The organism is Nocardia sp. NPDC087230, assembly GCF_044744725.1.
GTDB classification, from domain to species: Bacteria; Actinomycetota; Actinomycetes; order Mycobacteriales; family Mycobacteriaceae; genus Nocardia; species Nocardia canadensis.
The window spans coordinates 516594-539217 of record NZ_JBIUYV010000004.1; the positions used below are offsets into that span (position 1 = coordinate 516594).

Consider the following 22624-nt stretch of genomic DNA (forward strand, 5'->3'; position numbering starts at 1 on the left):
CCAGCCCTCGGCCCGCGTCCAGCGGCGTCGGCGTGGGGCGAATGCTGTGGTGCGGGACGGGCGGTGGGGAAATCCCTGGGGGCGGTGCGTAGTCGGTGCGGGGCGCGACCCGGACTAGCGGGCGGCGAGCTTGGCGTGGATGGCCGCGACGAAGGCGGTGGGGTCGGGGTGGGGGCCGGGGCCGAGGTTGAAGTGGCTGTGGTCGGCCCAGGAACCGAGGGTGGTGGCGTCGGAGCGGTCCGGGGGCTGGAAGGCGGCGCGTTCGAGGGTGAAGATCCGGATGTCGTCGGAGTCGTCGGGGAGGACGACGGCGACGAAATGCGCCTCCACGGGGGCGGCCGGCGTCGGGAGCTGGACCAGCAGGAGCCGGAATCCGTCGCCGTCGAGGCGTCGGCCGGTGATGTCGTCGCAGGGGAGCCGGTCGGCGGGGGCCAGTCGCTCACCGACGCTGTCCCAGAGGTATTTCAGCTGTTCGGTGTAGCCGAACGGCGGTTCGTCGGTGACCATGCGCGCGCCGAGCCGCTGCGCTAGGTCGGGCAGGACCCGATGGGCGAATTGGTAATGATGGGTTCTCGGCTCAGCCACAGTGGGTCCCTCCCGTGACGAGCGAGAATTCCCCGCCCGTGCCGGAGAAACTACCCCTTCGCTCCGACACCTGCCCCGCGGGTCCGCGCGGTGCCCGATCTGCGAGCTTTCAGGCTCGGACAAACAGCCGCAACGATTCGTCGACGACGGCGGCGCGGGTCCGCCCGTCCGGATCGGCGTCCGGGCGCAGCCAGATCGAGGCGTGGTTCAGGATGCCGTGCAGGCAGTGCAGCGCGACCGGCGGGTCGGGGCAATCGAATTCGCCGGCGGCGATGCCCGCGTCGACGACCTCGCGGAAGAGCCGGTCGTGCCGCCTGCGCATGGTCTTGATCGCCTCGGTGTGCTCGGCGGGCCACGGCGCCGGGAACGAGAAGAGCTTGCCCACTTCGGGATACAGCACGGTGAGCACCCGCAGCTGCTCGTCGACGAGCGCGCGCAGCCGTTCGGCGGCCGACCGATCCGCCGCGCCGTCGAGGGCCGCGCCGAGATGGGTCAGCACATCGGAGGTCAGCTTCTCCAGCGCGGCGGAAACCAGCGCGTCCTTGCTCGGAAAGTAGTGGTAGAGGGTCGCTTTCGCGATGTCGGAGCGCTCGGCGACGTCCTCGAAGCGCATTCCCTGATAACCGCTGCTCGACAGGATCTGCAACGCGGCATCGATCATCTCCGCCTTGCGGCGGTCGCGGCGTCTGGCCGCGCGCCCGGCGGGCGCGACGCTCTCGTCCGCCATCGAAGTCATCGGCAGATCATATCGGGGCTGCAGGCGGGCGTGCCGGGGCAAGCCGCCGCTGTGAGGTCGACCACAAGGATGGTGAATCGACTAGCGAGATGAAAATTCGACCCTTAGGTTGAGTTTTGTGACGGAGACGATCGCCCCCAGCTACTTCCAGCGCATCGGCACGCACCGCTTCGTGCCCACCGTCCACGCGGGCGGCGCCTGGGACCTCGACGAACAGCACTTCAGCCCCCTCGGCGGCCTGATCGTCCACGAGATCCTGCGCACGCGGGCGCGCGAACAACGTCCCGCACTGACCCTGAGCCGGATCAGCTTCGACATCCTCGGCCGGATCGGCTTCGAGGAATTCGACATCGACGTTCGGATCGTCCGCCCCGGCCGCACCATCGAACTGATGGAGGCCACGGTCACCATCGCCGGCCGCGCCGTCGTGAGCGCCCGCGCCTGGCTGCTCAGTGATCAGGACACCGACAGCGTCGCCGGCGGCGAGCCCGATCGGCTGCCCGCCCCGGACACGCTGTCCTCGTGGCCGCTCAGCTCGATCTGGCCCGGCGGCTATATCGCCACCCTCGACACCCGGCCCGTCGGGCATCCGCAACCCGGGCGAACCGGAGCCTGGATCCACTCGGCGGTGGAGCTGGTGGCCGGCGAGCCGAGCGAGCCGCCGGCGTCCTTCATCGCGCTGGTCGACACCGCGAACGGCATCGCGGTCCGGCAGGAACCCACCAAGTGGATGTTCCCCAACGTCGATCTGACGATCCACCTGTACCGGCAGCCCGAGGGCGAGTGGACCGGCCTCGACACCAGTGTCACCTTCGGCCACGCCGGCCAGGGCCTGACCAGCACCGTGCTGCACGACGTGCGCGGACCGGTGGGCGTTGCCCAGCAGATCCTCACCGTCCGCCCGCAACCGCAGCCCTGATCCGCGGCCCCCGGATCTCGGGGCTGGACGCGCGCGACGCGACCGGCGATAGTCCATCCGTGCAATGGGGTGCGATGGTGGCGCGGGTGGCCGCCGGTGTGGCGTTGGTGCTTGGTATGGCGGCGCCGGTGTCGGCCGAACCGGTGAATGTGGCGTTCCAGTGGACGCAGGACTATCTGACCGCCCCCGACGGCACCCGCCTGCACGCCGACATCCTGCGTCCGCACGGCATCGCCGACGACGTGCGCACCCCGGTGCTGCTGACGGCCAGCCCCTATCGCGCGCACCTGGCCTACCTCACCCAGCCGCGCCCCGAGGGCGGCCCGTCGACCGACAACCTGCCGGTCGAGTGGGCGTTGAAGGCCGGCTACACCTACGTGATCGTGGATCTGCGCGGCTTCGGCGGCTCCAACGGCTGCCCGGATTTCGGTGGCCCGGGGGAGCAGTCCGATGTCGCCGCCGCCGTCGAGTGGGCCGCGAGCAGGCCCTGGTCGACCGGCCGGGTCGGCGTGGTCGGCACGTCCTACGAGGGCTGGACCGGGATGCTCGCGTTGGCCGCGAAGCCGAAGGGTCTGGCCGCGGTGGCCGCGTTCGAGCCGGTCGTCGACCCGTACACCTACCTGTACATGCAGGGCGTCTCGTGGAAGTTCGGCGGAAAACCGTTGACCGAGGACGGACTTCGCCCCGCCGACCTCGCCGGCCCCGAACACCTCGCCATCGCCCACACCCCCGGCCGCTGGGACGACTCACCCGAATACCAGGCCAACGCTGTCGCGCTGACCAAGGAATGCACCGACGACTACCTGGCCCTCACCACCGACCACAACGGTGCCAACCCGGGTTGGCGCGACCGCGACATCGTCGAGGACCTGCGCGGCAACACCACCCCGCTGTTCCTCGGCCAGAGCTTCCTCGACTCCAACACTCGCGCCGATCGTGTCCTGGACGCCTGGCAGGCGATGGGTCCCGGTGAGCACCGGGCCTGGTTCGGCCAGTGGGGGCACTCCGACTGCCGCAGCCGCTGTGGCACAACGCATTTCACCGACGAACTGGCCGCGTTCCTGGACCGCCACGTTGCCGGTGCCGCCGTCGAGGTGCCGGGTCCACCGGTCACCGTCGGCCAGTTCGACGGCGGCTGGCGCGGGGAAAGCGTCTGGCCGCCGGTCGATTCCGAGCGTGTTTCCGTCGACCTGCGCACCGGCACCTACACCGATCGCGGCCTGCTCCCCGGCCCCGACCGCGAGATCTGGTCGATCTCGGCGCCCGTCACCGAAGCGCTGCACCTCGCGGGCCGGGCGACAGCGACCGTTCGGCTCTCCGGACCGCCGGAAGCGACGGTCGCGCTGGAGCTCTACGACATCGCCCCCGACGGCCGCGCTACCGTGCTGACCCGCGGCATCGCTCCGGTCCGCCCGGAGGCCGCGATCCGCCTGCTGTGGCAGGACGCCCGCCTGGCCACCGGCCACCGGCTCGGTATCCGGATCACCGACGTGGTCGACGACGTCTGGTCACACACCCCGGCCAACGCCGCGGTCACGGTGAGCGGGGCCCGCCTCGAACTCCCGCTGCTCACCTCCGCGCGGGAGCCGAATCTGCCCGGCGGCGTACCGATCTGGCACGCCCGGTGGCGGACCGAGGAGACGATCCAGCTCGACCAGAGTCTGCTGAACGACCCCGCGCGCGTCGTCGACCTGCGCAATCCTGTCCGTTGAGTCACCGAGTCCGTGGGAGCCTCGTCGCCGAAGCCTCGGGGCTGCCGAGTCGCAGAGTGGTGGGGGAGTTCGGCGTAGCCGTGGTCGTGGCCGCTGAGCGCAAGACCGCGGTACCCTCAGCGCCGCAACAAGGCGGCCGCATCCCGGCAGAGTCGGTCGACGATCGCGGCCGCGGGCTCGATGTGGGTGATCAACCCGACGCCCTGTCCCGCGTCGACCGGCGCGATGGTCGCGTCGTCGACGGCGATGGCCGCGCGCAGCAGGTCCGCATCGGGCCGGGTCTCGTCGAGTTCCGGGCGTGACCACGGATCGGTGAAGTCGTTGCGCAACACCCGCGCCGGATAGATCGGCGGCCACGGCAGGTCGAGCGTCTCGTCGAAGGCCGTGGTCACCACCGTGTGGGTGGAATCGGCCGCGAGCATCGCGCGGCGCGCGTTCTCGGGCAGCAGGGATTCCTCCGCCGCGGCCAGGCACGTTCCCAACCAGGCCCCGGCCGCGCCCGCCGCCAGCACCGCGGCCAGGGTGCGCCCGGAACCGATCCCGCCCGCCGCCAGCACGGGCACGGTCGCGATGTCGAGGACGGCGTCGAGCAGCGGCAGCAGCCCGAGCCGGTCGGCACCGTGCCCGCCGCCCTCACACCCCCGCGCGACCAGCACGTCGATCCCGGCATCCTGTGCGCGATGCGCCCCCGGCACGTCGTAGACCTGGGTGATCGCGACAATCCCCGCGTCTTGTACCACCGGCACCCAGGAGAAGTCGGTACCGAAACTGATCGACAGGGCACGGGGTCCGGCGGCGATCGCGGCGTCGAGCAGTCCGGCTTCGCGCTGCCGCACCCAGTCGACCAGCCCGATCCCGAACGCCGCGTCGCCGGTGAGCGCGAGCTCACGCTCCAGCGCGGCCACTGATCCGGCGCTGCCCATTCCGATCATGCCGAGCCCGCCCGCCGCGGTCACCGCCGCCGCGAGCCGTCCGCCCGCCGCCCCGCCCATCGGCGCGTTCACCACCGGCACGCGCAGGCCGAGCGAACGCGACCACGATGTCGCCAGGATGTCGAGCTCCGGTGTGGTGGTCATGGGCGCAACCCCTCTCGTCGTGGCTGGGCTCACCCATCATGCCAAGAGCGCCCGACGCTCCCGGGCACGGCGTTCGCGAACCGCCGGGCAACGCATCGTCCGGCGCGTATGTTCGACAGCAGTGCCGCGACGACCGACGGGGGTTCGGATGACGATCAGGGACCGGCTCGAGCAGGCGGTCACGACGCCGCCGATGATCTTCGGCGACCCGGTGCCGACCGCCGACGGCGCGACCGTGATCACCGTCGCCCGCGGCGGCGGATTCGGCCGAGCCGCCCGTCCGGTCGGCGTGTTCGTCATCCACGACGGCCGCGCCCACTGGACGCCCGCGGTCGACACCAACCGGATCGCTCAGCTCGGCGAATGGATCGGCCTGCTCACGGGCGTGATCGCGGCGCTGACCCTGCTGCGCCGGCCGCCGTGGCCCGACCTGGGCCGCCGCTGAGCCCGTACAGGGCCAGCGTTTCGAAGCGCTGCCAGGCGGTCGCCGGCGCGACCGGATCGTTCGGCTCGATCACGGCGCCGAGGAACCCGACCAGTCCCCACGACAGGAACGCGACGGTGTCGCCGGGCAGCTCCTCGACCAGTTCGCCGATCAGGTCGGCCACGCACCGTTGGTAGGCGTGCAGCACCGTCGTGGTCGCCTTCGGCCCGATCAACGGTCGGTAGACCTCCGGATACCGCGCGGCGAGGGCGAACATCACCCGCAGCGGTGCGAGCGGTGAGCCCGGCACGGTGGTGCGGGCGATCTCGCGGCGCAGATACTCGGTGCAGCTGACCAGCAGCAGGTCGTCCTTGTCGCGATAGTGCGCGTAGAAGGTGGAGCGCCCGACATCGGCGCGCTCGATGACGTCGCTGACCGTCACCCGGTCGTAGCCGCGCTCGATCATCAGCTCGATCAGCGCGCGGTGCAGGTTGTCCCTGGTCCGGCGGACCCGGCGATCGGTGTGCTCGGCCATCGTTCCTCCACGGGACGGATTCCGCGGATCTGTCCGGAAACGGACAGATCCGGCGATTCTGATCCTGGTCGCCGCCGTGGCCGCGTCCGACCATGGACCCATGTCAAGAAACCAGCTTCTCACCCCCATGTTCGTCGAGGACAGCGACACCGGCATCGTCATCGCGGGCCTGCGCCGGTACAACCTGTTCACCACGGTGTTCTTCCTCGGCAGGCAGCGTCGTCTGCTGGCCGAGTTCGTCGCGGCGGCCGGTATCGCGCCGGGGCAGCGCACGCTCGATATCGGCTGCGGGCCGGGCAAACTCGTGCGCGCCTCGGGTGCGGTGACCGGCGCGTCCGGTGCGGCGGTCGGGGTCGATCCCTCGGCGATCGCCGTCGCCGACAATCGGCAGCGCGATCGCGCGGCGCAGCACCGCTACGAACAGGCGCCCGCCCAGGATCTCCCCTTCGCCGACAGCGAATTCGACGTCGTCACCTGCACTTTCGTCATGCACCACATCCCCGCGCAGCACCGCGCGGCCGCGATCACCGAGATGTGGCGGGTCCTGCGCCCCGGCGGCCGGTTGCTGCTGGCCGACGCCTCGCTCACCCCGCGGGCGCGCCGGATTCTCGCCCCGTTCTTCGGCGGCGGCAACCCCTTCGCCGATGCCGACATCCGCCACTACACCGACCAGCTGGGAACGGCCGGTTTCACCGAGCTCGAGTACACGCAGAGCAAGTACCAGACCGGCATCCTCACCGCCAGGAAGCCGCGCTGATTGTCGGTGGCCTCGGCTAGGGTCGATCTCGTCACGATCCGAATCGAGCACGGGGGTGCGATATGGAGTTCGATCAGCGGGAATCCGAGGCGCGGGCGTTCGCCCTCGAGTCCCACGGCGACCAGCGCTACGGCGAGCATCCGTATATCACCCACCTCGCGGCGGTGCGGGCCGTCCTCGACGACTTCGGCTACGACGGCGCGGTCGGTACCGCCGCCTGGTTGCACGACGTCATCGAGGACACCCCGGTCACCGCCGAGGAGGTCGAATCTCGTTTCGGTCGTGAGGTTCTCGATTTGGTCTGGGCCGTCACCGGCATCGGCCCCGACCGCAAGGCCCGAAACCTGAACGCCTACGCCAAGATCGCCGCCCACCCGCCGGCGGTGATCCTCAAACTCGCCGACCGCACCGCCAACGCCGAGGCCAGCCCGCCCGACAGCAGCTGGATGGGCATGTACCGCACCGAACACCCCACCTTCAAAGCCCACCTGGGCGAACTGCTCACCGACGACCCGACGGTGGCCCGCATGTGGGAACGCCTCGAACGCCGACTCGACCTGTCGGTAGCCGCCCCGACCGACCAGTGGGCCGAGATCGACCGGCTGGTCGCGGCCGGGGAGCACGCCGAAGCCATCGCAGCAGTGCAGGCGGCGTTCGACTGCAACCCCGGTGAAGCGGAACTCATTCTCGCCGAACGTTCTTGAGGTCGCTGCGCCGGCTGGTGGCCCTGCGATGCCGGTGGCGGACATCCGGTTGCTGTGGTCGATGCCGCCACCGTTCGCCCGATGTCCTCGCGGCCCGATCCGGATGACAGATCAGCCCGCCGACGCCGCGTCGCGGAGCCGCGTCGCGACCGCTGCGGCGAGACTCTCGTCCAGCTGTTCGTGGCCGGTGGTGCCCCCACCGCCCGGTCCACCGTCATCGGCGACGACGCGGCGGGCCGAGAGGTGGACCGCGTCGACGCCGATGCGACGCAGTGCGGGGATATCGGCCACCGTGATGCCGCCACCGGCCATGATCTGGAGTCGGCCCGCCGCCTGGTCGACCATGGCGGCGAGCTCGTCGAGACCGGCGGCGCAACACGTCGCGCCGCCGGAGCTGAGGACTCTGGTCATGCCCGCCGCGATCAGGCGGTCGATCGCCGCCGACCGGTCACCGATCTGGTCGATGGCCCGATGGAAGGTGAGCTCGATGCTGTCGGCCGGAACGCCGTCGAGGATGCGTTCCAGCGCGTCGAGGTCGACCCGGTGCGCGGGCGTGAGCGCCCCGACGACGAGCCCGGCCGCCCCGGCCGACACCGCCGCCTTCGCATCGGCGTTCATCACCGCGATCTCCTCGGCCTCGGAATACACGAACCCGCCCGCCCGACAGCGGATCAGCGCGTGCACCGGAATCCCGGTGGACACGACCGCCTCGATCATCCCGATGCTCGGCGTCAGCCCACCGGTACTACCCAGCGCCGCGCACAATTCCACCCGATCCGCGCCGACCCGGCGGGCGCCGACCGCACCCGCTACGTCCTGCACCGCGAACTCGAGCGCGGTCATCTCAGAACGACTGCCAGGCAGGTTTGTTCGCCAGCGCGTACTTGTAGTAGTCGGCCAGCTTCAGCTTGCTCGCGGCGGCCTCGTCGATCACCACGGTGACGTGCCGGTGCCACTGCATGACCGAGGCCGGGCAGAAGGCGGACAGCGGCCCCTCCGCGGCGGCGGCGATGGCGTCGGCCTTGCCCGCGCCGAGCGCGATCATCACCAGGTGCCCGGCCTCGCCGATCGTGCCGAGACCCTGGGTGAGGACATGGTGCGGCACGTCGTCGGGCCCGTCGAAGAAGCGGGCGTTGTCCTTGCGGGTCTGTTCGGTGAGCGTCTTCACCCGGGTGCGCGAGGTGAGCGCCGAGCCGGGTTCGTTGAAGCCGATGTGCCCGTCGGTGCCGATGCCGAGCAATTGCACGTCGACCCCGCCCGCCGCGGCGATGGCGGCGTCGTAGCGCCTGCCCTCGCCCGCGATGTCCCCCGCCTCGCCGTTCGGGCTGAGTACCCGCGCCGGATCGAGATTCACGTGATCGACGAATTCGGAACGGATCACCGAGAAGTACGACTGCGGATGCTCTTTCGGCAGTCCGACGTACTCGTCGAGCAGGAAGGCGCTCGCCGTCGAGAAGTCGAGTTCGCCCTCGCGATACCGTCGCGCCAGCTCCTGATAGCTGCCCAGCGGCGACGATCCGGTGGCCAGGCCGAGGATCGCGTTGCCGCGCTCCACATAGCCGCCGACGATATCGGCGACCGTGGTGGCCACCTCGTGCTCGTCCGCCCGGATGACGATTTCCATCAGGTTCCTTCCGTTCCGGCGACGTACACCCGCCGCGGCTGCAATGACTGATCGGTGACGAGAAGATCGGCGCGCATGCCGACGGCGAGGACGCCCCGGTCGTGCAGACCGAGCACCCTGGCAGGCGTGCGAGTGGCGGCGGTGACGGCGACGACCAGCGGAATCCGCGCCTCCCGCACCGTCCAGCGCAGCACATCGAGCAACCGCGCGGTCCCGCCCGCGATCGCGCCCGGTGTCCCGTCCGCCGTGGCGAGCCGGGCGACACCGTCGCGCACGCGCACATCCAGCGCCCCCAGCTGATAGTCACCGTCGCCGAGCCCGGCCGCCGCCATCGCGTCGGAGACCAGCGCGATCTGCTCGGGCCCGACCGTGTCGAACACCATCGCCACGGTCTCGGGCGCCAGATGCACGCCGTCGGTGATCAATTCGAGCACCATCTCGCCCCGACCGGCGGCGGCCAGGCAGGCGGCGACCGGGCCGGGGGAGCGGTGGTGCAGGGGCGGCATGCCGTTGAACAGGTGCGTCGCGGTGATCGGTCCACCGGTCGCGTCCGCGATCCGCGCCGCCGTCGTCGCGGCGTCGGCGTCGGTGTGCCCGAGACTGGGCAGCACATCGTTGCGGCGCATGGCCGCGAGTAGTTCCGCGAAGTGCGCGGTCTCCGGCGCCAGCGTCATCGATCGGACGGTGCCGCGCGACGCCGCATAGATCCGCTCGAACAACGTGGGATCACCGGGAATGATCGCCGCGGGATCCTGTGCGCCACAACGGCATGCGTTGAGGAACGGCCCCTCCAGGTGAATCCCGAGCAGTACGCCGTCATCCACGAGATCGGCGAGCAGCTCCGCCTGCCGAAGCAACACCTCCGGCTGCGCGGACACCAAACTCCCGAGCAACCCGGTCGTCCCCTGACCGCGGTGATTCGCCGCCGCGACCCGCGCACCCTTCGTATCGGCGTTGGGGAATCCGAATCCGCCACCACCATGGCAGTGCACGTCGATCAGGCCCGGCAGCACCAGCTCGTCACCCGCCGAGGGAAGTTGCCCCGCCGCAGGATGATCCGCAGCCCCACCCACCCAGGTGATCCGGCCGTCCGCGAATTCGACCACCCCGTCGGCGATCTCACCGCCGGGCGTCCCGACAAGCCGTCCCCGCACGACACCTCGTGCGCTCACCGCGCCACCCGCTGCCTGTGGTCGGTTGCGTGTGCTGCCCGCTGAGGCTGGTCGGCTGCCCGCACCGGCTGTTGCCTGAGGCCGGTTGGTCGCTGCGCGGTGGCAACGAAGGGGCCCACAAAATAGCCCCGCACACACCCATCGTGCGACGGCCCGACCACCGGCCGGACCGGCCACACCGTCCTCCGATTCATGCCCGCCCGACGATCGCCGCGACCGCCTCGCGCGCCACCTGCGGATTCCGGGCCGCGCACGCGGCATCGGCGGCGTCGCGGCAGGTCTCGATATCCACCGCCGACAACGCCGCCCGCACCCCGGGCAACGCGGGCACCGACATCGACAGGCTCGTCACCCCGAGCCCGACCAGCACCGGCGCCAGCGTCGGATCCGACGCCGCCTCGCCACACACGCCGACCGACTTCCCGGCGGCCGTCCCCGCGGCGCCGACCATCGCGATCAGATCGAGCACCGCGGGCTGCCACGGATCGAGCAGATGGGCGAGCCCACCCGCCATCCGATCGACCGCGCAGGTGTACTGGCTGAGATCGTTGGTCCCGATGCTGACGAAGTCCAGATGCGCCAGCAGATCGGCCGCCCGCAGCGCCGCCGCCGGAATCTCGATCATCGCGCCGACCTTGCGCAGCCCCGATTCCCTGGCGAGCGCGGCGAATCCGGCGGCCTCGTCGGCGGTGGCGACCATCGGCGCCATCACCCACAGGTCCGCTCCGGTGGCCTCGCCCGCCCTGGCCAGTGCGGTGAGCTGGGTGGCCAGGGTATCGGGGAACACCGTCCCGATCCGCAGCCCGCGCACACCCAGCGCGGGGTTCTCCTCGGTCCCCAGATCGAGGAACGGCAGCGGCTTGTCCGAGCCCGCGTCGAGCGTGCGGACCACGACCTTGCGACCGGCGAACGCTTCGAGAACCGTGGTGTAGGAGGCGATCTGCTCGTCCAGGCTCGGCGCCGTCGCCTTGCCGAGGTACATGAACTCGGTACGGAACAGCCCGACGCCTTCGCTGTCGACGGGGCCCGCCTTCTCGGCGTCGTCGACGGTCCCGATGTTCACCAGCAGTTGCACCGGCGTCCCGTCGGCGGTATGCCCCGGCCCGCTGGCCGCCGCCAGCCGCGCCGCGTCGGCCGCCGCCTGCTCGATCGCGGCCTGCTGCCGCAGCGGACTCGGATCGATCACGACATCCCCGGTGCTGCCGTCGAGCAGGACCGGCGCGTCCTCGATCAGCCGGTCGGTGTCGGGACAGTTCACCACCGCGGGCAGTCCCAGCGACTTCGCGAGAATCGCGGTGTGACTGGTCGGCCCGCCCTCGGTGGTCAGCAGCCCGACCACCTCGCTGTCACCGAGCATCGCGGTATCGGCGGGCGCGAGATCCCGGGCGACCAGGACGAACGGATGGCCCGGCTCCGGAATGCCCGGCATCGGTTCCCCGAGCAGCACCGCGACGGTGCGCCCGCCGATATCGCGCAGGTCGGTCGCGCGCTCGGCCATGTACCCGCCGAGCGCCTCGAGCTTGGCGCAGAAACCCTCGAACGCCAGGTGCACCGCGTGCGCCGTCGGCATCCCGTCGGTCAGCTGCTTCTCGGTGGCGGCGACGATGCCAGGGTCGCGGGCCATCGTCGCCGACATCGACAAGATCTCCGCCGCGACGCCGGTCACCCGACCGGCCCTGGCCTGCATCTCGTCGGCCACACCGCCGAGCGCCGCCTTGACCCGGACCATCTCGTCCTCGACCGAGCCGCCGACCGGATCCTGCGCCGAGGTCGCCAGCTGCGAACCGAACCGCAGCCACGGCGCGCACACCACGCCGGGGCTCACGCCGAGGCCGCGAATCACCTGTTCGCCCATCAGGCGGCGTCCAGATCCGAGGCCACCAGCGCGGCCAGGCTGTCGAGCACCGCGTCGTCGTCGGCGTGCAGGGTCACCTCGGCGCCGTGGCCGGCGCCAAGGGTCATGACGGCGAGCACGCTGCCCGCGTCGACCGGTTCGCCCGCTCCCAGCGAGATCCGCACCGGTACTCCGGTGGCCTGCACGGCCTGGGTGAATTTCGCTGCGGGCCGGGCATGGAGCCCCACCTGGGATCCGACGACGACTGTGCGGGTGGTCATGTCCTCACTCACCTTCCAATTTCTTGTCCAGCTTCGATTCGACTTCGGCGACCAACGGCGCGTCGGTGCGAGTATCTCCGGTCGCCTCCAGCGCCGCCTCGGCTTCGGCCGTGGCGACATCGGGCGCGCCCACCTCGACATCGGTCTCGGCTTCGCGGCCGGGCGTGCGCAGGTTCCACTTCTTGATCACGAAGCTGAACAGCACGTAGTAGATCACCGCGTAGCCCAAGCCGATCGGGATCAGCAGCCACGCGTCGGTCGCCTTGCCGAAGTTCAGCAGATAGTCGATCGCGCCCGCCGAGAACGTGAATCCGTCGTGGATGCCCAGCGCGTTCACCAGCGCCATCGAGGTGCCGGTCAGGATCGCGTGCACCACATACAGCGGCCACGCCACGAACATGAACGAGAACTCCAGCGGCTCGGTGATGCCGGTGACGAACGCGGTCAGACCGGTCGAGAGCATGATGCCGCCGACCAGCTTCTTCTGCGACGGGCGCGCGTTGTGCCAGATCGCCAGCGCGGCGGCGGGCAGCGCGAACATCATGATCGGGAAGAAGCCGGTCATGAAGGTGCCCGCGGTCGGGTCGCCGGCGAAGAACCGGTTGAGGTCGCCGCGCACGAGCTGGCCGGAGGCGTCGGTGTAATCGCCGACGAGGAACCACACGGTCGAGTTCAGGATGTGGTGCAGGCCGGTCGGGATGAGCAGCCGGTTGGCCGCACCGTAGATGCCGCCACCGATGACGGTGTTGTCGGCGACCGTCTCGCCCACCCAGGTGAGCGCGGAGTTGAACGCCGGGTAGAGGAACGACATGCCGACACCGACGACCAGACCGGTGATCGCGGTCAGGATCGGCACCAGCCGCCGACCGTTGAAGAAGCCCAGGAAATCCGGCAGTTTCGTGCGGTAGAACCGCTGCCACAGGATCGCCGAGAGCAGACCCATCACGATGCCGCCGAGGACGCCGTAGTTGATCAGCGCCTGCGCGCCCTTCGGATCGGTCTTGCCCTCCAGCACGATCGGGGACATCGCTTCGAACACGCCGTTGATCACCATGTAGCCGACCACCGCGGCCAGCGCCGTCGATCCGTCGGCCTTCTTGGCCCAGCCGATCGCGATGCCGACGGCGAAGATCAGTGGCAGCCAGGTGAACACGGCTTGACCGGCCGCCGAGATGACCGACGCGGTGCTCTCCAGCGCGGAGAACCGGCCGAGGAGATCGGCCTGGCCGAGGCGCAGCAGGATGCCCGCCGCGGGGAGCACCGCGATCGGCAGCATGAGGCTGCGACCCAGGCGCTGCAAACCCGCGAACACCTTCGATTCTTGCTTGGGGCTGTCGGTAACGGCAGTCATGTCGACCTTCTTCGTGCCGGGTTTCCGGCGGTCTCGGCGAGCCGAACGGACTTGGGAGTCGGTCCGGGTTAACTGTTGTGAACCGGTGACCCTGACGGGTACTGTCCGGTCATAACCAGTTGTAAGTTTGACCAGGTGGCTGTCGGATGTCAACCGCGAAATATGACGTGGCGCACATTCGAGGCTCCCATACTGGAACCGGCAACCACCGCGGAAAGGGAGAACACATGTCCAAAGCGGAAGCGATCGTCAAGGGTCTGGGTGGCGCGGACAACATCGTCGAGATCGAGGCCTGCATCACCCGGTTGCGCACCGAGGTGAAGGACGGCAGCAAGGTCGACGAAGCCGCCCTCAAGGCCGCGGGCGCGCACGGCGTCCTCAAGGCCGGCTCGGTCGTGCAGGTCGTCGTCGGCCCCGAAGCCGACACCCTCGCCGAGGACATCGAGGACATCCTGTGAGCGTGCCCGTCCTCGCTCCGCTCGCGGGCAAGGTCGTCTCCTTGGCCGACGTCCCCGACCCGGTCTTCGCCGGTCAGATCGTCGGCTCGGGCGTGGCGATCGACCCCGACCGCACCCGGGGCACCCTCACGGTTACCGCCCCCATCGCGGGCAAGATCCTCAAACTCCACCCGCACGCCTTCGTCATCCTGGGCAGCGGCGTCGGCGTCCTCGTCCACCTGGGCATCGACACGGTGAAGCTGAAGGGCGAAGGCTTCGGCCTGCTGGCCGCCGAAGGCGACGAGGTCGAGGCAGGCGCCCCGATCGTCACCTTCGACCCCACCGAGATCGCCGCCACCGGCAATTCCCCGATCTGCCCGATCGTCGTGATGGACTCCCCGAAGGACTCGATCGTCAGCGACGCCGTCGGCACCGAGGTGGATTCCGGTGTCCTGCTGTTCGATTCGCCGTAGCAGACCCAGCTGACGCGCGGCGCGTGCGCGGGCAGGCTACCGGCCTGCGGCACGACGCCGCCCCGCGCGTCAGCTGGTCTCGCAGCCGATCCCATCGTTGTCGGTGTCGAGCCCGTACTCGTCCGGCCCGATCACCCGAACCCGTCCCGTGTACGCGGGACCGTTCCCGTCGCCGCCCGCGCAGTCGACGTCGGCGGCGAACGGCACGCACGGGTCATACGACGGATGACAGTCCCCGCCGGGTGACGGAGGTGGCGGCGGACAGAACTGGCTGGACCCGCTGTTGCACAAAAAGTCGGTGACCGGATCGGCACCGGCTTCCACGGGCAGGGCGAGGACGACGGCGATCGCGGCGCCAGCGGTCGATCCGAGGACGGCGGCTGTTCTCATGACTACTCCGATCATTCGACACACGCACCGGCCAGTCTCCCGCAAACTCCGCGCAACCAGCCGGTCGGAGACCGAATCGTTGACTCCGGAGTGAACCACGGGCCGCGCCGCCACGTACTTCGCTACAGCGGGCCGATCGGTCCGTGACACAGCCAGGGAGGATCGACGTGACCGCAACGGAGCAGACCAGTGAGCAGTTCGCCGACCGGCTGTTCGGCGCGGCACTCGGCGCCGTCGACATCCTCGCGGTGCACCTCGGCGACCGGCTCGGCTGGTATTGGGCACTGGCCGAGCACGGTCCCGCCGACGCCGTCGAACTGACCGCGCGCGCCGGCGGCGACCTGCGCTACGCCAGGGAATGGCTCGAGCAGCAGGCCGCGACCGGTGTGCTGACCGTCGACGGCGACGGCCGCTTCACCCTCCCCGCCGGTCCCGCCGAAGTCCTCACCGATCCCAGCAGCCTGAACTACCTCGCGCCGCTGGCCAGAATGCTGGCCGGTGCCGCGGTCCAGCTGCCCGGCCTGATCCGCGCCTACCGCGAGGGCGGGGGCGTCGGCTGGTCCGAATACGGCGTGGACATGCGCGAATCGCAGTCCGACATGAACCGCCCGTGGTTCGAGCACCGTCTCGCCATCGACCTGGCCGGCGTGCCGGATGTGCACGCGAGACTCGCCGGCCAGGACGCCCGCGTCGCCGATGTGGGCTCCGGCGGCGGCTGGTCGTCCATCGCGCTGGCCCGCGCCTACCCGGAACTGCGGGTCGACGGCTACGACATCGACGAACCCTCGGTCGTGATGGCCCGCGACAATGCCGCCGACCTCGGCGACCGCGTCCGCTTCCACCACGGCGACGCCGCGACCGACCTGCCCGAAGCCACGTTCGACGCGGTGTTCGCCTTCGAATGCCTGCACGACATGCCCCACCCCGTCGAGATCCTCACCGCGATGCGCAAGGCCCTGCGGCCCGGCGGCGTCGTGATCGTCATGGACGAAGCCGTCGACGCGGAATTCACCGCACCGGCCGGCGATGTCGACCGCCTGATGTACGGCTTCAGCCTGCTGATCTGCCTGCCCGACGGCATGGCCCACCCCGGTTCGGCGGGCACCGGCACCGTCCTGCGCACCGCGAAACTGGCCGAGTACGCCGAGCGGGCGGGCTTCGCCGCCGTCGACGTCCTCCCGATCGAGGACTTCGGGTTCTGGCGCTTCTACCGGCTGACCGTCTGACGCACCGGCTCGTCCTGCACCGTCCACTGCGCGGCCAGCGCGTCGAAATACCGCTGGCTGCTCCACAATCGGTAGTTGCCGATCACATACACCCGCCGCCGCGCCCGCGACACCGCCGCATTGAGCACATTCGGATTCATCGCCGCCCAGCGCCGCGACCCACCCGCGGCGGGCGAGGTCCCGAGAATCAGCACGACCACCTCGGCCGAATTCCCGTGCATCGCATGGACGGTTCCCACCTGATGCGCGGCGAACTCCGGCCCGAGCACCTCCCGCGCGACCTCCCGCGCCCCGCGCGCGACATCCCGGAACGGGCTGACCACTCGGATATCGCCGGGCGACACCCCGTCCTCGGTCAGCTGGGCGAGCAACTCGGCCAGCGCCTCGCCCTCCCCGGGAATCCAATTCCCTTCCGCCCGGGCCGATCGCACATCGATCCACCGATCCTGCCCGGGGAACTCCGGCCGTTCCGGCGTCCCGAAGATCAGCAGATCCTCGTCGTAGGCGATCCGATGCGTCAGCTCGAAGATCGGCAGATCGCTGCGCCGATGTACCCGCAACGGTGCCCCGACCCACACCGGTTCGGCGGCGTCGGCGGGCGTCAGCCACGTTCCGAACCGCACCCCGCGATCGGCCGCCCGCCGCGCCGACGCCAGATCCGGCATCCACTCCGCGTCGAGCCCGAACTGCCGCACCAGCGCCTCCTGCGCCGAGGTCGGCAATGTCTCCATCGGCCCCAGCTGACGATGATCACCCACGATCACCGCCCGCCGCGCCCGCCACAGCCCTCCGGCCACCGACTGCGGCGCGGCTTGCCCGGCATCATCGACGAACAACCAGCCCAGCGCCTCCCGCCCGAGCCCCTCGAACAACCGCGGCGCGGCCGTGAACGTCGTGACCACCAGCGGCACCGCCAAGAACAGCGTCTGCCAGGCGGCGGCGACGGTTTCCGGCTTCGGCGCCTCGGCCAGCTCACCCCGGATCAGCGCGATCGCGACGATCAGGTTGTCGCGCACCCGCGGCGCCGCGTCGAGCAGGAACGCCCGATGCAGCCGCAACGCCGACAGGAACAGCTCACGCCGCGCCGTCGCGTACTGCTCGTCGGCCCACGGATTGCACAGCTGGAACCGTTCGTCGTCCCCGGCGGCATCGCCGAACGGGATGGTGTCGGCCCAGTTCTCGCGCGCTCGCTCGATGATCTCCAGCGCCGCCTCGCGTCGCGCGGTCAGCTCCCGATGCGCCCGGATGAGCGCGCGCCCGTGCTCGGCCGCCTCCGCCCACTGCGCCCGCGTGTACTCGACCTCGGTCTGCCGCCGTCGCATCTCCGATTCGGCGATATGCCGTTCACGCAGCAGCTCGTTGCTGCGGGCACTCCAGCGCCGACCCGCGCTGAACCCGGTCGACGCCGACGCCGCGAACCCCGGCTTCTGCCCACCGTGCTCAGCGAGCAACTTGCCGACCCGATGCTGGGTGGCCTGCGCCGCCCGCAGATGCTCGGTGGCCAGCTGGTGCCGCTCTCGCCAATGCGCGTGCGCGGTATCGGCATTGGCGATCTCCGCCGCGATCGAGCGCAGCCGCTCGTGCATGTCGGGCAGCTCGGCCACCGCGTCGGCGACGTCCTGCCGTTCCTGGGCGAGCCTGCGCACCTCGGCGCGCCGATTGGCGAAATCCAGCACCGCCGTCGACCAGTCCGGGATCGAATCCGGGTCGGCCTCGGCCTGTTTGAGAAGGTCGAGCATGCCGCCGGCCGTCGACCCGGAGAAGTGCTCGGTGGCGAACCGGTCGCCGAACCAGAACCGCTCACCGAAGGTCCGTCGCTGATCGCCGAGCGCCGCGGCGACCAAGCCCCATGCGGGCTCGTCGCCGACGAGATCGGCCAGCTCGGTGAAATGGTCGAACTCGCGATCGATGGCGTCACGGCGCTGGATCTCGGTGACGACGTCGGCGGCGGCTTCCTCGCTGCCCGTCGTCAGCACCACTTCGAACCCGGTGACATTCGACGCCAGCCGATGCGCGCCCACGGTGTAGTTCTTGGCGACCTGCACCTGCTCGGTGACCCCGGTGAACACGTCGAGCGGATTGTCGAACGAGGCCAGCTGCGCGGCCCGTTCCACCACGATCCCGGCCAGCAGATCGCGCAGCATCGTCGTCGTGCCGGTCCCCGGCGCTCCGTGTACCGCGAAAATCCCCGCGTCGTCCCGCAATCCGGCCAGTGCCTGATCGACCGCGAACTGCTGTCCCGACACCAGCGGGTCGCCCGGCCAGCGTCCGTCCGGAACCAGGTGTGGGAGTAGCCCTTCGACCACCACGTCCTGGCGCTCCCTGACATCTATGCGGTCATCGACAGGCAGCGTCTCGGCGGCCGCGAGATAGTCCTGGAGCGCGGGACCGACATCGCCGCGCTCGATGGCCGCCGCCAGCGTGGCGAGGTCAGCGCGCAAACCACTGTTCAGCCGATCCTCGCCCGTGACAGCGTCCCGCGATGCGACCTGCACACACGCGACGCGCACGCCACCCGCACGCAATTCCGACCGAATCCCCAGCGCTCCACACAGTTCACCGGCAAAGGTCTGCACATCCCGCCCGGTGAGCCGCGGCGCCTCGGCCGATTCCTCCGGGTCACGGGGTAATAGTCGCTCGGCGAAGGCCAGCGCGGACATTCCGGCGAGCCCGGGGGAGATGACTCCGTCCGCGCCCGCCGCGATCAGCGATGCCCCGACACCACGGCCTACCACGTCCAGCGCCCGCCACCGGGGCGAGTACCGCACCTCTTCTGGATCGGCGGCCGCGGCTTCGCGCGTCAACGTATCGAAAGCCGCCGTGAACGCGGCCGAATCGTGGTCGAACCCCTCGGCCCAGCCATTGTCCGCCGGACCGGGCGACCGCAACCGATTCACCGCCCAGGCCAACCCCGACAGGCTCGCCGAACCACCGACGACCACCCCGTCGTCGGTCAGCGTCACCGCGAAAGCCGCAGTGGTACCGGCACGCCGGGCATCGGCTTCGAGCCGGTCCTCCCCGAACGCCCGGACCAGCGCCTCCCGCGCCCGCCCGATCCCGAACAGCCCGCCGTACACGACGAACTGCCACACGCGCCCTGCCCGCAGCGGCGGAAGTGCGGCCAGGTTTTCCCACGGCGCGAGATCGTCGGCCGCCGGCTCGACCACGAGTCCGTCGTCGGGCAGCGCCCCGACGTCCGGAACACGCTGCGGACCGAACAACTCCACGGTCTGCCAGAAACGTACGAGCCGCGCGGCGTGCTCGGATCCGCCCACGATGCACCCCATTCCGTCGGCCATCATGACAACCCCGATCACGGTACGCGATCGCGATTCCCCGAGCACGGCACCCCGATGGTCCCGCCGCGCGTGGCGAGACCATCGGCGCAGGTCCTACAGTCGCGGCAGGCAGCCGGCGGCCCGCAGCCGCGCCGCCAGCGACGAGTTCACCAGCGCGCTCGACCCACCGCCGCCACCCAGCGCGACGAGCACATCACCACCCAGCCCGGCACCGACCGAGCACCCGAGCACCGACACGTCGATGTAGATGTTCTCCTTCTGTTCCGGCTCCGCGACGGCCGAACCTGCCCCCGCGACTGTGGCGGCCGCAACAGCCAGACCGACCGCTACTGCCTTGACGATTCGCACAATGTCCTCCTGAAAAGCGCTGATCAGCGCGATGATCGGAATCGGTCCGCGCAGCTCCCGGACCGACCGACAGGGTTGACCGATCTTTCGCCGAGGAAACGTCGTCCCCGAAAATCCATTGCCGCCCTTCCCCGCCCACCGCACGCTGACCCCATGAACGAGCTCGACAGCGCCGCCGACCGCTTTGCGGTGGGGGAACTCTTCCCCGAGGATCTGTCGATGGCGGCGGCCGAGGCACTGGCCCATGGCCACGACACTCCCGCGCTGGTCGAACTCGCCTGCCTGCACCGCACCGACACGAGCCAAGCGCCTGCGCTGTTCCGCACCGCGGTGGCCGAGCTCGGGCTCGTCGAGGACACCGAGGCCGCATGGTCGGCGCGGGAGGTCGACGTGCGGTGGCGTCGAGTCGAGAAGTCCGCGTCGGCGTTGCTCGCGGGCGAGGGAACCTTTGTCGAACACCTGAGCCGGATAGCGTCCGACCGCGACTACCTGTCGGTGACGCCCGAAGCCGGAAGTCCTGATCTGGCTGATCTGGCTGCCGATTTCGATGGATTCTGTTGGCATCTCGACGACGACACCATCGACCAGGACCTACTTCGCGACGACCTTTACGCGAGCTGCCGGACTCTGTCGACAGGTCGGCCTTGGGGTCAGCCGGTCGTTACCGCATCCACGTCGGCCAGGTCGCGATGGTGGCGGGCGCTGCGCCGCTTGTCGGCTGCCAGGTGACGGCGCAGCCGGAAGCGGGTCGGGCCAATCGTTGCCGCAAGGTAGGCCGAGCCGACACCCGCGCCGCGCCTGCCCTGTTCCGGACCGCGCAGGCAAACCAAGTCGAGCGATTCCGAATCGGAGTTGATCCGCGGTCCTTGACTCGGCGTGCGCTATCTCAGCGGCAACCCGTCCCATCAGGGTGGCCCGTAGTTGCGCGGCCGAGGACGTTGGCAGATGGTGACATGATGTGGGTCTTCGTTTGCGCGGTGTGTGACGTGCCGATCAGCGTCCCGCTTCGCGAAGTCCCGTGGCGTAGCGATGCGGAGCTGCCCAGACTTCCGCACCTGATCTGGAAGTTTCTACCAGCGCGGATGATGGCGGGCACCTTCGCTGTACACACATATCCACCGCTTGACAACGTCCGGCCGGACGGGCGGCGCTATCGGGGGCCGGGCGGCGCGCAGTATGTGCTGAACCCCGGCGATACCCGCGACACGGTGATGCTCGTCAACTCAGACGACGATCTCGGCTGCCTCGGCATCACAGGCTCGGGCGGAGCCAACATCGCTTGTGTACGTTGCCGAAGCAAGGTCGGGTTCCGAATCGACGATTGCGGAACATGGCAGGAGACTCTCCTCCGCGCAGATGCTGTGCGACGGACCGAGGTCCCGGCAACCGGGACGCCCGACGTCATCCGCTATCCACAGGTCGATTCCACTCTCGTCGACCGCGCACAGTGGCGGCACGGTGATCCGATCCACGACTTCCAACGCGCAGAGATCGCAGGCCCCGGCCAGGAACGTTGGTTCGGAGAGTCCAGCTGGCTGGGCGAAGTGGAGCGAGCTCAACAAGATGCGACGGAGCGGCTCGACGAACCGCCCGGCCACGAATGAGCCTATTCGGAACTCGGCCTCAGCGCAGCACCATCTCCGCGACAGCCTTGGGCGCGGCAAGCCACTCCCTGACGTTGTTGCGCACCTCGGTGCTCCGCCGGCAATCGCAATACGCGACCACCCCATCGGCCTCGATCCCCGCCGCCCGGCACAACGCCACCGCCCGCGGCAGATGCTGATACTGACTCACGATGATCGCCTGCTCGACCCCGAACATCGACCGCGCCCGCTCACACGTCTCCCGCGTCGACAGTCCCTCCCCATCGGCCTTCACGATCGCCGGATCGATCCCGTGCTCGAGCAGATACCGCGTCATCGAGCCGGTCTCGTCCCCGGAGCTCCCACCCGCGTCCCCCGACAACAGGATCTCCCCGGCTTTCCCCGCCGCCACCAACTCGATCGCGACATCCAACCGCCCCCGGAGATAAGCCATCGGCGTCCCGTCCTCCGCGACCTTCGCCCCGGGCACGATCACCACCGGCGCCCCCACCGCCTCGCTCACATCACTGCGATGCCCGGACGACAAGGCCCACATCGCCATATTCGCGCCGACCGTGACGAGCACCAATCCGCTGGCCACCACCAGCCCGACCCCGATCACCCGCCGCTCACCCGCCACGCCGACCCTCCCTTATGTCGTTGTGGCGTCACCGTACCGCCCGTGTGCGCCGCGAATGCGGACCTCCGCGGCGACCGGATGTCACGAAACATCCCCTGACTAGGGAATTTGACATCGCATTTGTCGACACGTAAATTAATTCAAGTCAGAGCGACACGGACACCGACCCGGTACCGAGTACCAGGGAAACGAGGTTGGACGATGAGCGCCGACAACAAGTAAGACAGCTCACCTAGCCCGGATTTGCGTCCGGGCACTTGCGTGCGCTAAGTTTGAACCCTGCCTCGCTGAAGCCCCTACGAAATGTTGCGGGTGGATGCTTGTGCGTGTGTTCTTTGAGAACTCAATAGTGTGTCGATGAATGTCAGTGCCAATATTATTATTGGTTCCGGCCTCTCATACCCCCCGGTTGACGAGGTCGGGCATTTTGAATGTCAGCAAACTTTTGCTGGTGTTCGGCATTGCTAGGTTTTCGGACTCTAGTTTAGATATTTCTGATTCGCCTTCGGGTGTTTCAA

24 protein-coding genes are annotated in these 22624 nt (G+C 69.7%); 10 read left to right on the plus strand and 14 right to left on the minus strand.

Annotation, left to right across the window (positions count from 1 at the left end):
- Nucleotides 1–114 precede the first annotated feature (114 nt).
- Complete coding sequence (locus ACIO52_RS18115; protein WP_218721830.1) at nucleotides 115–585, minus strand: hypothetical protein; 471 nt, start codon at nucleotides 583–585, stop codon at nucleotides 115–117.
- A 109-nt stretch (nucleotides 586–694) separates the two neighbouring features.
- Nucleotides 695–1321 carry a TetR/AcrR family transcriptional regulator gene (locus ACIO52_RS18120; RefSeq protein ID WP_316574015.1) on the minus strand — a complete coding sequence of 209 codons (627 nt, stop codon included), beginning with the start codon at nucleotides 1319–1321 and terminating at the stop codon, nucleotides 695–697.
- Between the two features lie 118 nt (nucleotides 1322–1439).
- Between ACIO52_RS18120 and ACIO52_RS18125 the strand changes: the two genes are divergently transcribed.
- Both ACIO52_RS18125 and ACIO52_RS18130 read left to right on the plus strand, forming a co-directional pair.
- Nucleotides 1440–2240, plus strand: a complete 801-nt coding sequence (locus ACIO52_RS18125) for a thioesterase family protein (protein ID WP_402645097.1) — start codon at nucleotides 1440–1442, stop codon at nucleotides 2238–2240.
- A 59-nt stretch (nucleotides 2241–2299) separates the two neighbouring features.
- Nucleotides 2300–3952 carry a CocE/NonD family hydrolase gene (locus ACIO52_RS18130; protein WP_402645100.1) on the plus strand — a complete coding sequence of 551 codons (1653 nt, stop codon included), beginning with the start codon at nucleotides 2300–2302 and terminating at the stop codon, nucleotides 3950–3952.
- Between the two features lie 116 nt (nucleotides 3953–4068).
- Here ACIO52_RS18130 and ACIO52_RS18135 read toward each other — a convergent pair whose 3' ends face one another.
- Entirely contained in the window at nucleotides 4069–5004 is a 936-nt protein-coding gene (locus ACIO52_RS18135; RefSeq protein ID WP_316574035.1) for a nitronate monooxygenase, read from the minus strand.
- A gap of 172 nt (nucleotides 5005–5176) precedes the next feature.
- Here ACIO52_RS18135 and ACIO52_RS18140 point away from each other — a divergent pair, with 172 nt between their 5' ends.
- Complete coding sequence (locus ACIO52_RS18140; RefSeq protein WP_218721825.1) at nucleotides 5177–5473, plus strand: hypothetical protein; 297 nt, start codon at nucleotides 5177–5179, stop codon at nucleotides 5471–5473.
- Here ACIO52_RS18140 and ACIO52_RS18145 read toward each other — a convergent pair.
- Nucleotides 5406–5987 carry a helix-turn-helix domain-containing protein gene (locus tag ACIO52_RS18145; RefSeq protein ID WP_316574018.1) on the minus strand — a complete coding sequence of 194 codons (582 nt, stop codon included), beginning with the start codon at nucleotides 5985–5987 and terminating at the stop codon, nucleotides 5406–5408. The two genes, ACIO52_RS18140 and ACIO52_RS18145, sit on opposite strands and share 68 nt — an antisense overlap.
- Before the next feature lie 100 nt (nucleotides 5988–6087).
- On the opposite strand from ACIO52_RS18145, the gene ACIO52_RS18150 reads away from it, so the two are divergent.
- Both ACIO52_RS18150 and ACIO52_RS18155 read left to right on the plus strand, forming a co-directional pair.
- Nucleotides 6088–6744 (plus strand): class I SAM-dependent methyltransferase, encoded by a 657-nt coding sequence (locus tag ACIO52_RS18150; protein ID WP_255588699.1) that lies wholly within the window; start codon nucleotides 6088–6090, stop codon nucleotides 6742–6744.
- 62 nt (nucleotides 6745–6806) lie between these two features.
- Nucleotides 6807–7448 carry an HD domain-containing protein gene (locus ACIO52_RS18155; protein WP_218721821.1) on the plus strand — a complete coding sequence of 214 codons (642 nt, stop codon included), beginning with the start codon at nucleotides 6807–6809 and terminating at the stop codon, nucleotides 7446–7448.
- Nucleotides 7449–7559: 111 nt separating this feature from the next.
- Here ACIO52_RS18155 and ACIO52_RS18160 read toward each other — a convergent pair whose 3' ends face one another.
- The 6 genes from ACIO52_RS18160 to ACIO52_RS18185 all read right to left on the minus strand — a co-directional run bounded on the left by ACIO52_RS18160 (nucleotide 7560) and on the right by ACIO52_RS18185 (nucleotide 13710).
- On the minus strand, nucleotides 7560–8291 hold the full coding sequence (locus ACIO52_RS18160) for a copper homeostasis protein CutC (RefSeq protein WP_402645105.1): 732 nt from the start codon (nucleotides 8289–8291) through the stop codon (nucleotides 7560–7562).
- 1 nt (nucleotide 8292) lies between these two features.
- Nucleotides 8293–9072, minus strand: coding sequence for a glucosamine-6-phosphate deaminase (gene nagB, locus ACIO52_RS18165; protein ID WP_218721818.1), 780 nt, complete (start codon nucleotides 9070–9072; stop codon nucleotides 8293–8295).
- Complete coding sequence (locus tag ACIO52_RS18170; protein ID WP_402645109.1) at nucleotides 9072–10226, minus strand: N-acetylglucosamine-6-phosphate deacetylase; 1155 nt, start codon at nucleotides 10224–10226, stop codon at nucleotides 9072–9074. The genes nagB and ACIO52_RS18170 overlap by 1 nt, the downstream gene beginning before the upstream one ends.
- 208 nt (nucleotides 10227–10434) lie before the next feature.
- Nucleotides 10435–12099 (minus strand): phosphoenolpyruvate--protein phosphotransferase, encoded by a 1665-nt coding sequence (gene ptsP / locus ACIO52_RS18175; protein ID WP_218721814.1) that lies wholly within the window; start codon nucleotides 12097–12099, stop codon nucleotides 10435–10437.
- Complete coding sequence (locus ACIO52_RS18180) at nucleotides 12099–12359, minus strand: HPr family phosphocarrier protein (protein ID WP_402645112.1); 261 nt, start codon at nucleotides 12357–12359, stop codon at nucleotides 12099–12101. Before ACIO52_RS18180 ends, ptsP begins: the two co-directional genes overlap by 1 nt.
- A gap of 4 nt (nucleotides 12360–12363) precedes the next feature.
- The gene (locus tag ACIO52_RS18185) at nucleotides 12364–13710 is read right to left on the minus strand and encodes a PTS transporter subunit EIIC (RefSeq protein ID WP_218721811.1); all 1347 of its coding nucleotides are present in this window, start codon (nucleotides 13708–13710) and stop codon (nucleotides 12364–12366) included.
- 227 nt (nucleotides 13711–13937) lie between these two features.
- On the opposite strand from ACIO52_RS18185, the gene ACIO52_RS18190 reads away from it, so the two are divergent.
- Nucleotides 13938–14168 carry a glucose PTS transporter subunit EIIB gene (locus ACIO52_RS18190; RefSeq protein ID WP_218721810.1) on the plus strand — a complete coding sequence of 77 codons (231 nt, stop codon included), beginning with the start codon at nucleotides 13938–13940 and terminating at the stop codon, nucleotides 14166–14168.
- Nucleotides 14165–14620, plus strand: coding sequence for a PTS glucose transporter subunit IIA (locus ACIO52_RS18195; protein WP_218721808.1), 456 nt, complete (start codon nucleotides 14165–14167; stop codon nucleotides 14618–14620). Before ACIO52_RS18190 ends, ACIO52_RS18195 begins: the two co-directional genes overlap by 4 nt.
- 69 nt (nucleotides 14621–14689) lie before the next feature.
- On the opposite strand, the gene ACIO52_RS18200 is transcribed toward ACIO52_RS18195, so the two are convergent.
- The gene (locus ACIO52_RS18200; protein WP_218721806.1) at nucleotides 14690–15010 is read right to left on the minus strand and encodes a hypothetical protein; all 321 of its coding nucleotides are present in this window, start codon (nucleotides 15008–15010) and stop codon (nucleotides 14690–14692) included.
- Nucleotides 15011–15177: 167 nt separating this feature from the next.
- On the opposite strand from ACIO52_RS18200, the gene ACIO52_RS18205 reads away from it, so the two are divergent.
- Nucleotides 15178–16236, plus strand: coding sequence for a class I SAM-dependent methyltransferase (locus ACIO52_RS18205; protein WP_402645118.1), 1059 nt, complete (start codon nucleotides 15178–15180; stop codon nucleotides 16234–16236).
- Here the strand turns inward: ACIO52_RS18205 and ACIO52_RS18210 are convergent.
- Nucleotides 16218–19538 (minus strand): DEAD/DEAH box helicase, encoded by a 3321-nt coding sequence (locus ACIO52_RS18210; protein WP_402645121.1) that lies wholly within the window; start codon nucleotides 19536–19538, stop codon nucleotides 16218–16220. The genes ACIO52_RS18205 and ACIO52_RS18210 overlap by 19 nt on opposite strands.
- 90 nt (nucleotides 19539–19628) lie before the next feature.
- Nucleotides 19629–19883, minus strand: a complete 255-nt coding sequence (locus tag ACIO52_RS18215) for a hypothetical protein (RefSeq protein WP_402645124.1) — start codon at nucleotides 19881–19883, stop codon at nucleotides 19629–19631.
- Nucleotides 19884–20036: 153 nt separating this feature from the next.
- Between ACIO52_RS18215 and ACIO52_RS18220 the strand changes: the two genes are divergently transcribed.
- Together ACIO52_RS18220 and ACIO52_RS18225 are read left to right on the plus strand one after the other, a co-directional pair.
- Nucleotides 20037–20612 (plus strand): hypothetical protein, encoded by a 576-nt coding sequence (locus ACIO52_RS18220; RefSeq protein WP_402645127.1) that lies wholly within the window; start codon nucleotides 20037–20039, stop codon nucleotides 20610–20612.
- Between the two features lie 224 nt (nucleotides 20613–20836).
- Nucleotides 20837–21487, plus strand: a complete 651-nt coding sequence (locus ACIO52_RS18225; RefSeq protein ID WP_402645129.1) for a hypothetical protein — start codon at nucleotides 20837–20839, stop codon at nucleotides 21485–21487.
- A 19-nt stretch (nucleotides 21488–21506) separates the two neighbouring features.
- On the opposite strand, the gene ACIO52_RS18230 is transcribed toward ACIO52_RS18225, so the two are convergent.
- Complete coding sequence (locus ACIO52_RS18230; RefSeq protein WP_402645132.1) at nucleotides 21507–22106, minus strand: vancomycin high temperature exclusion protein; 600 nt, start codon at nucleotides 22104–22106, stop codon at nucleotides 21507–21509.
- Nucleotides 22107–22624 lie beyond the last annotated feature (518 nt).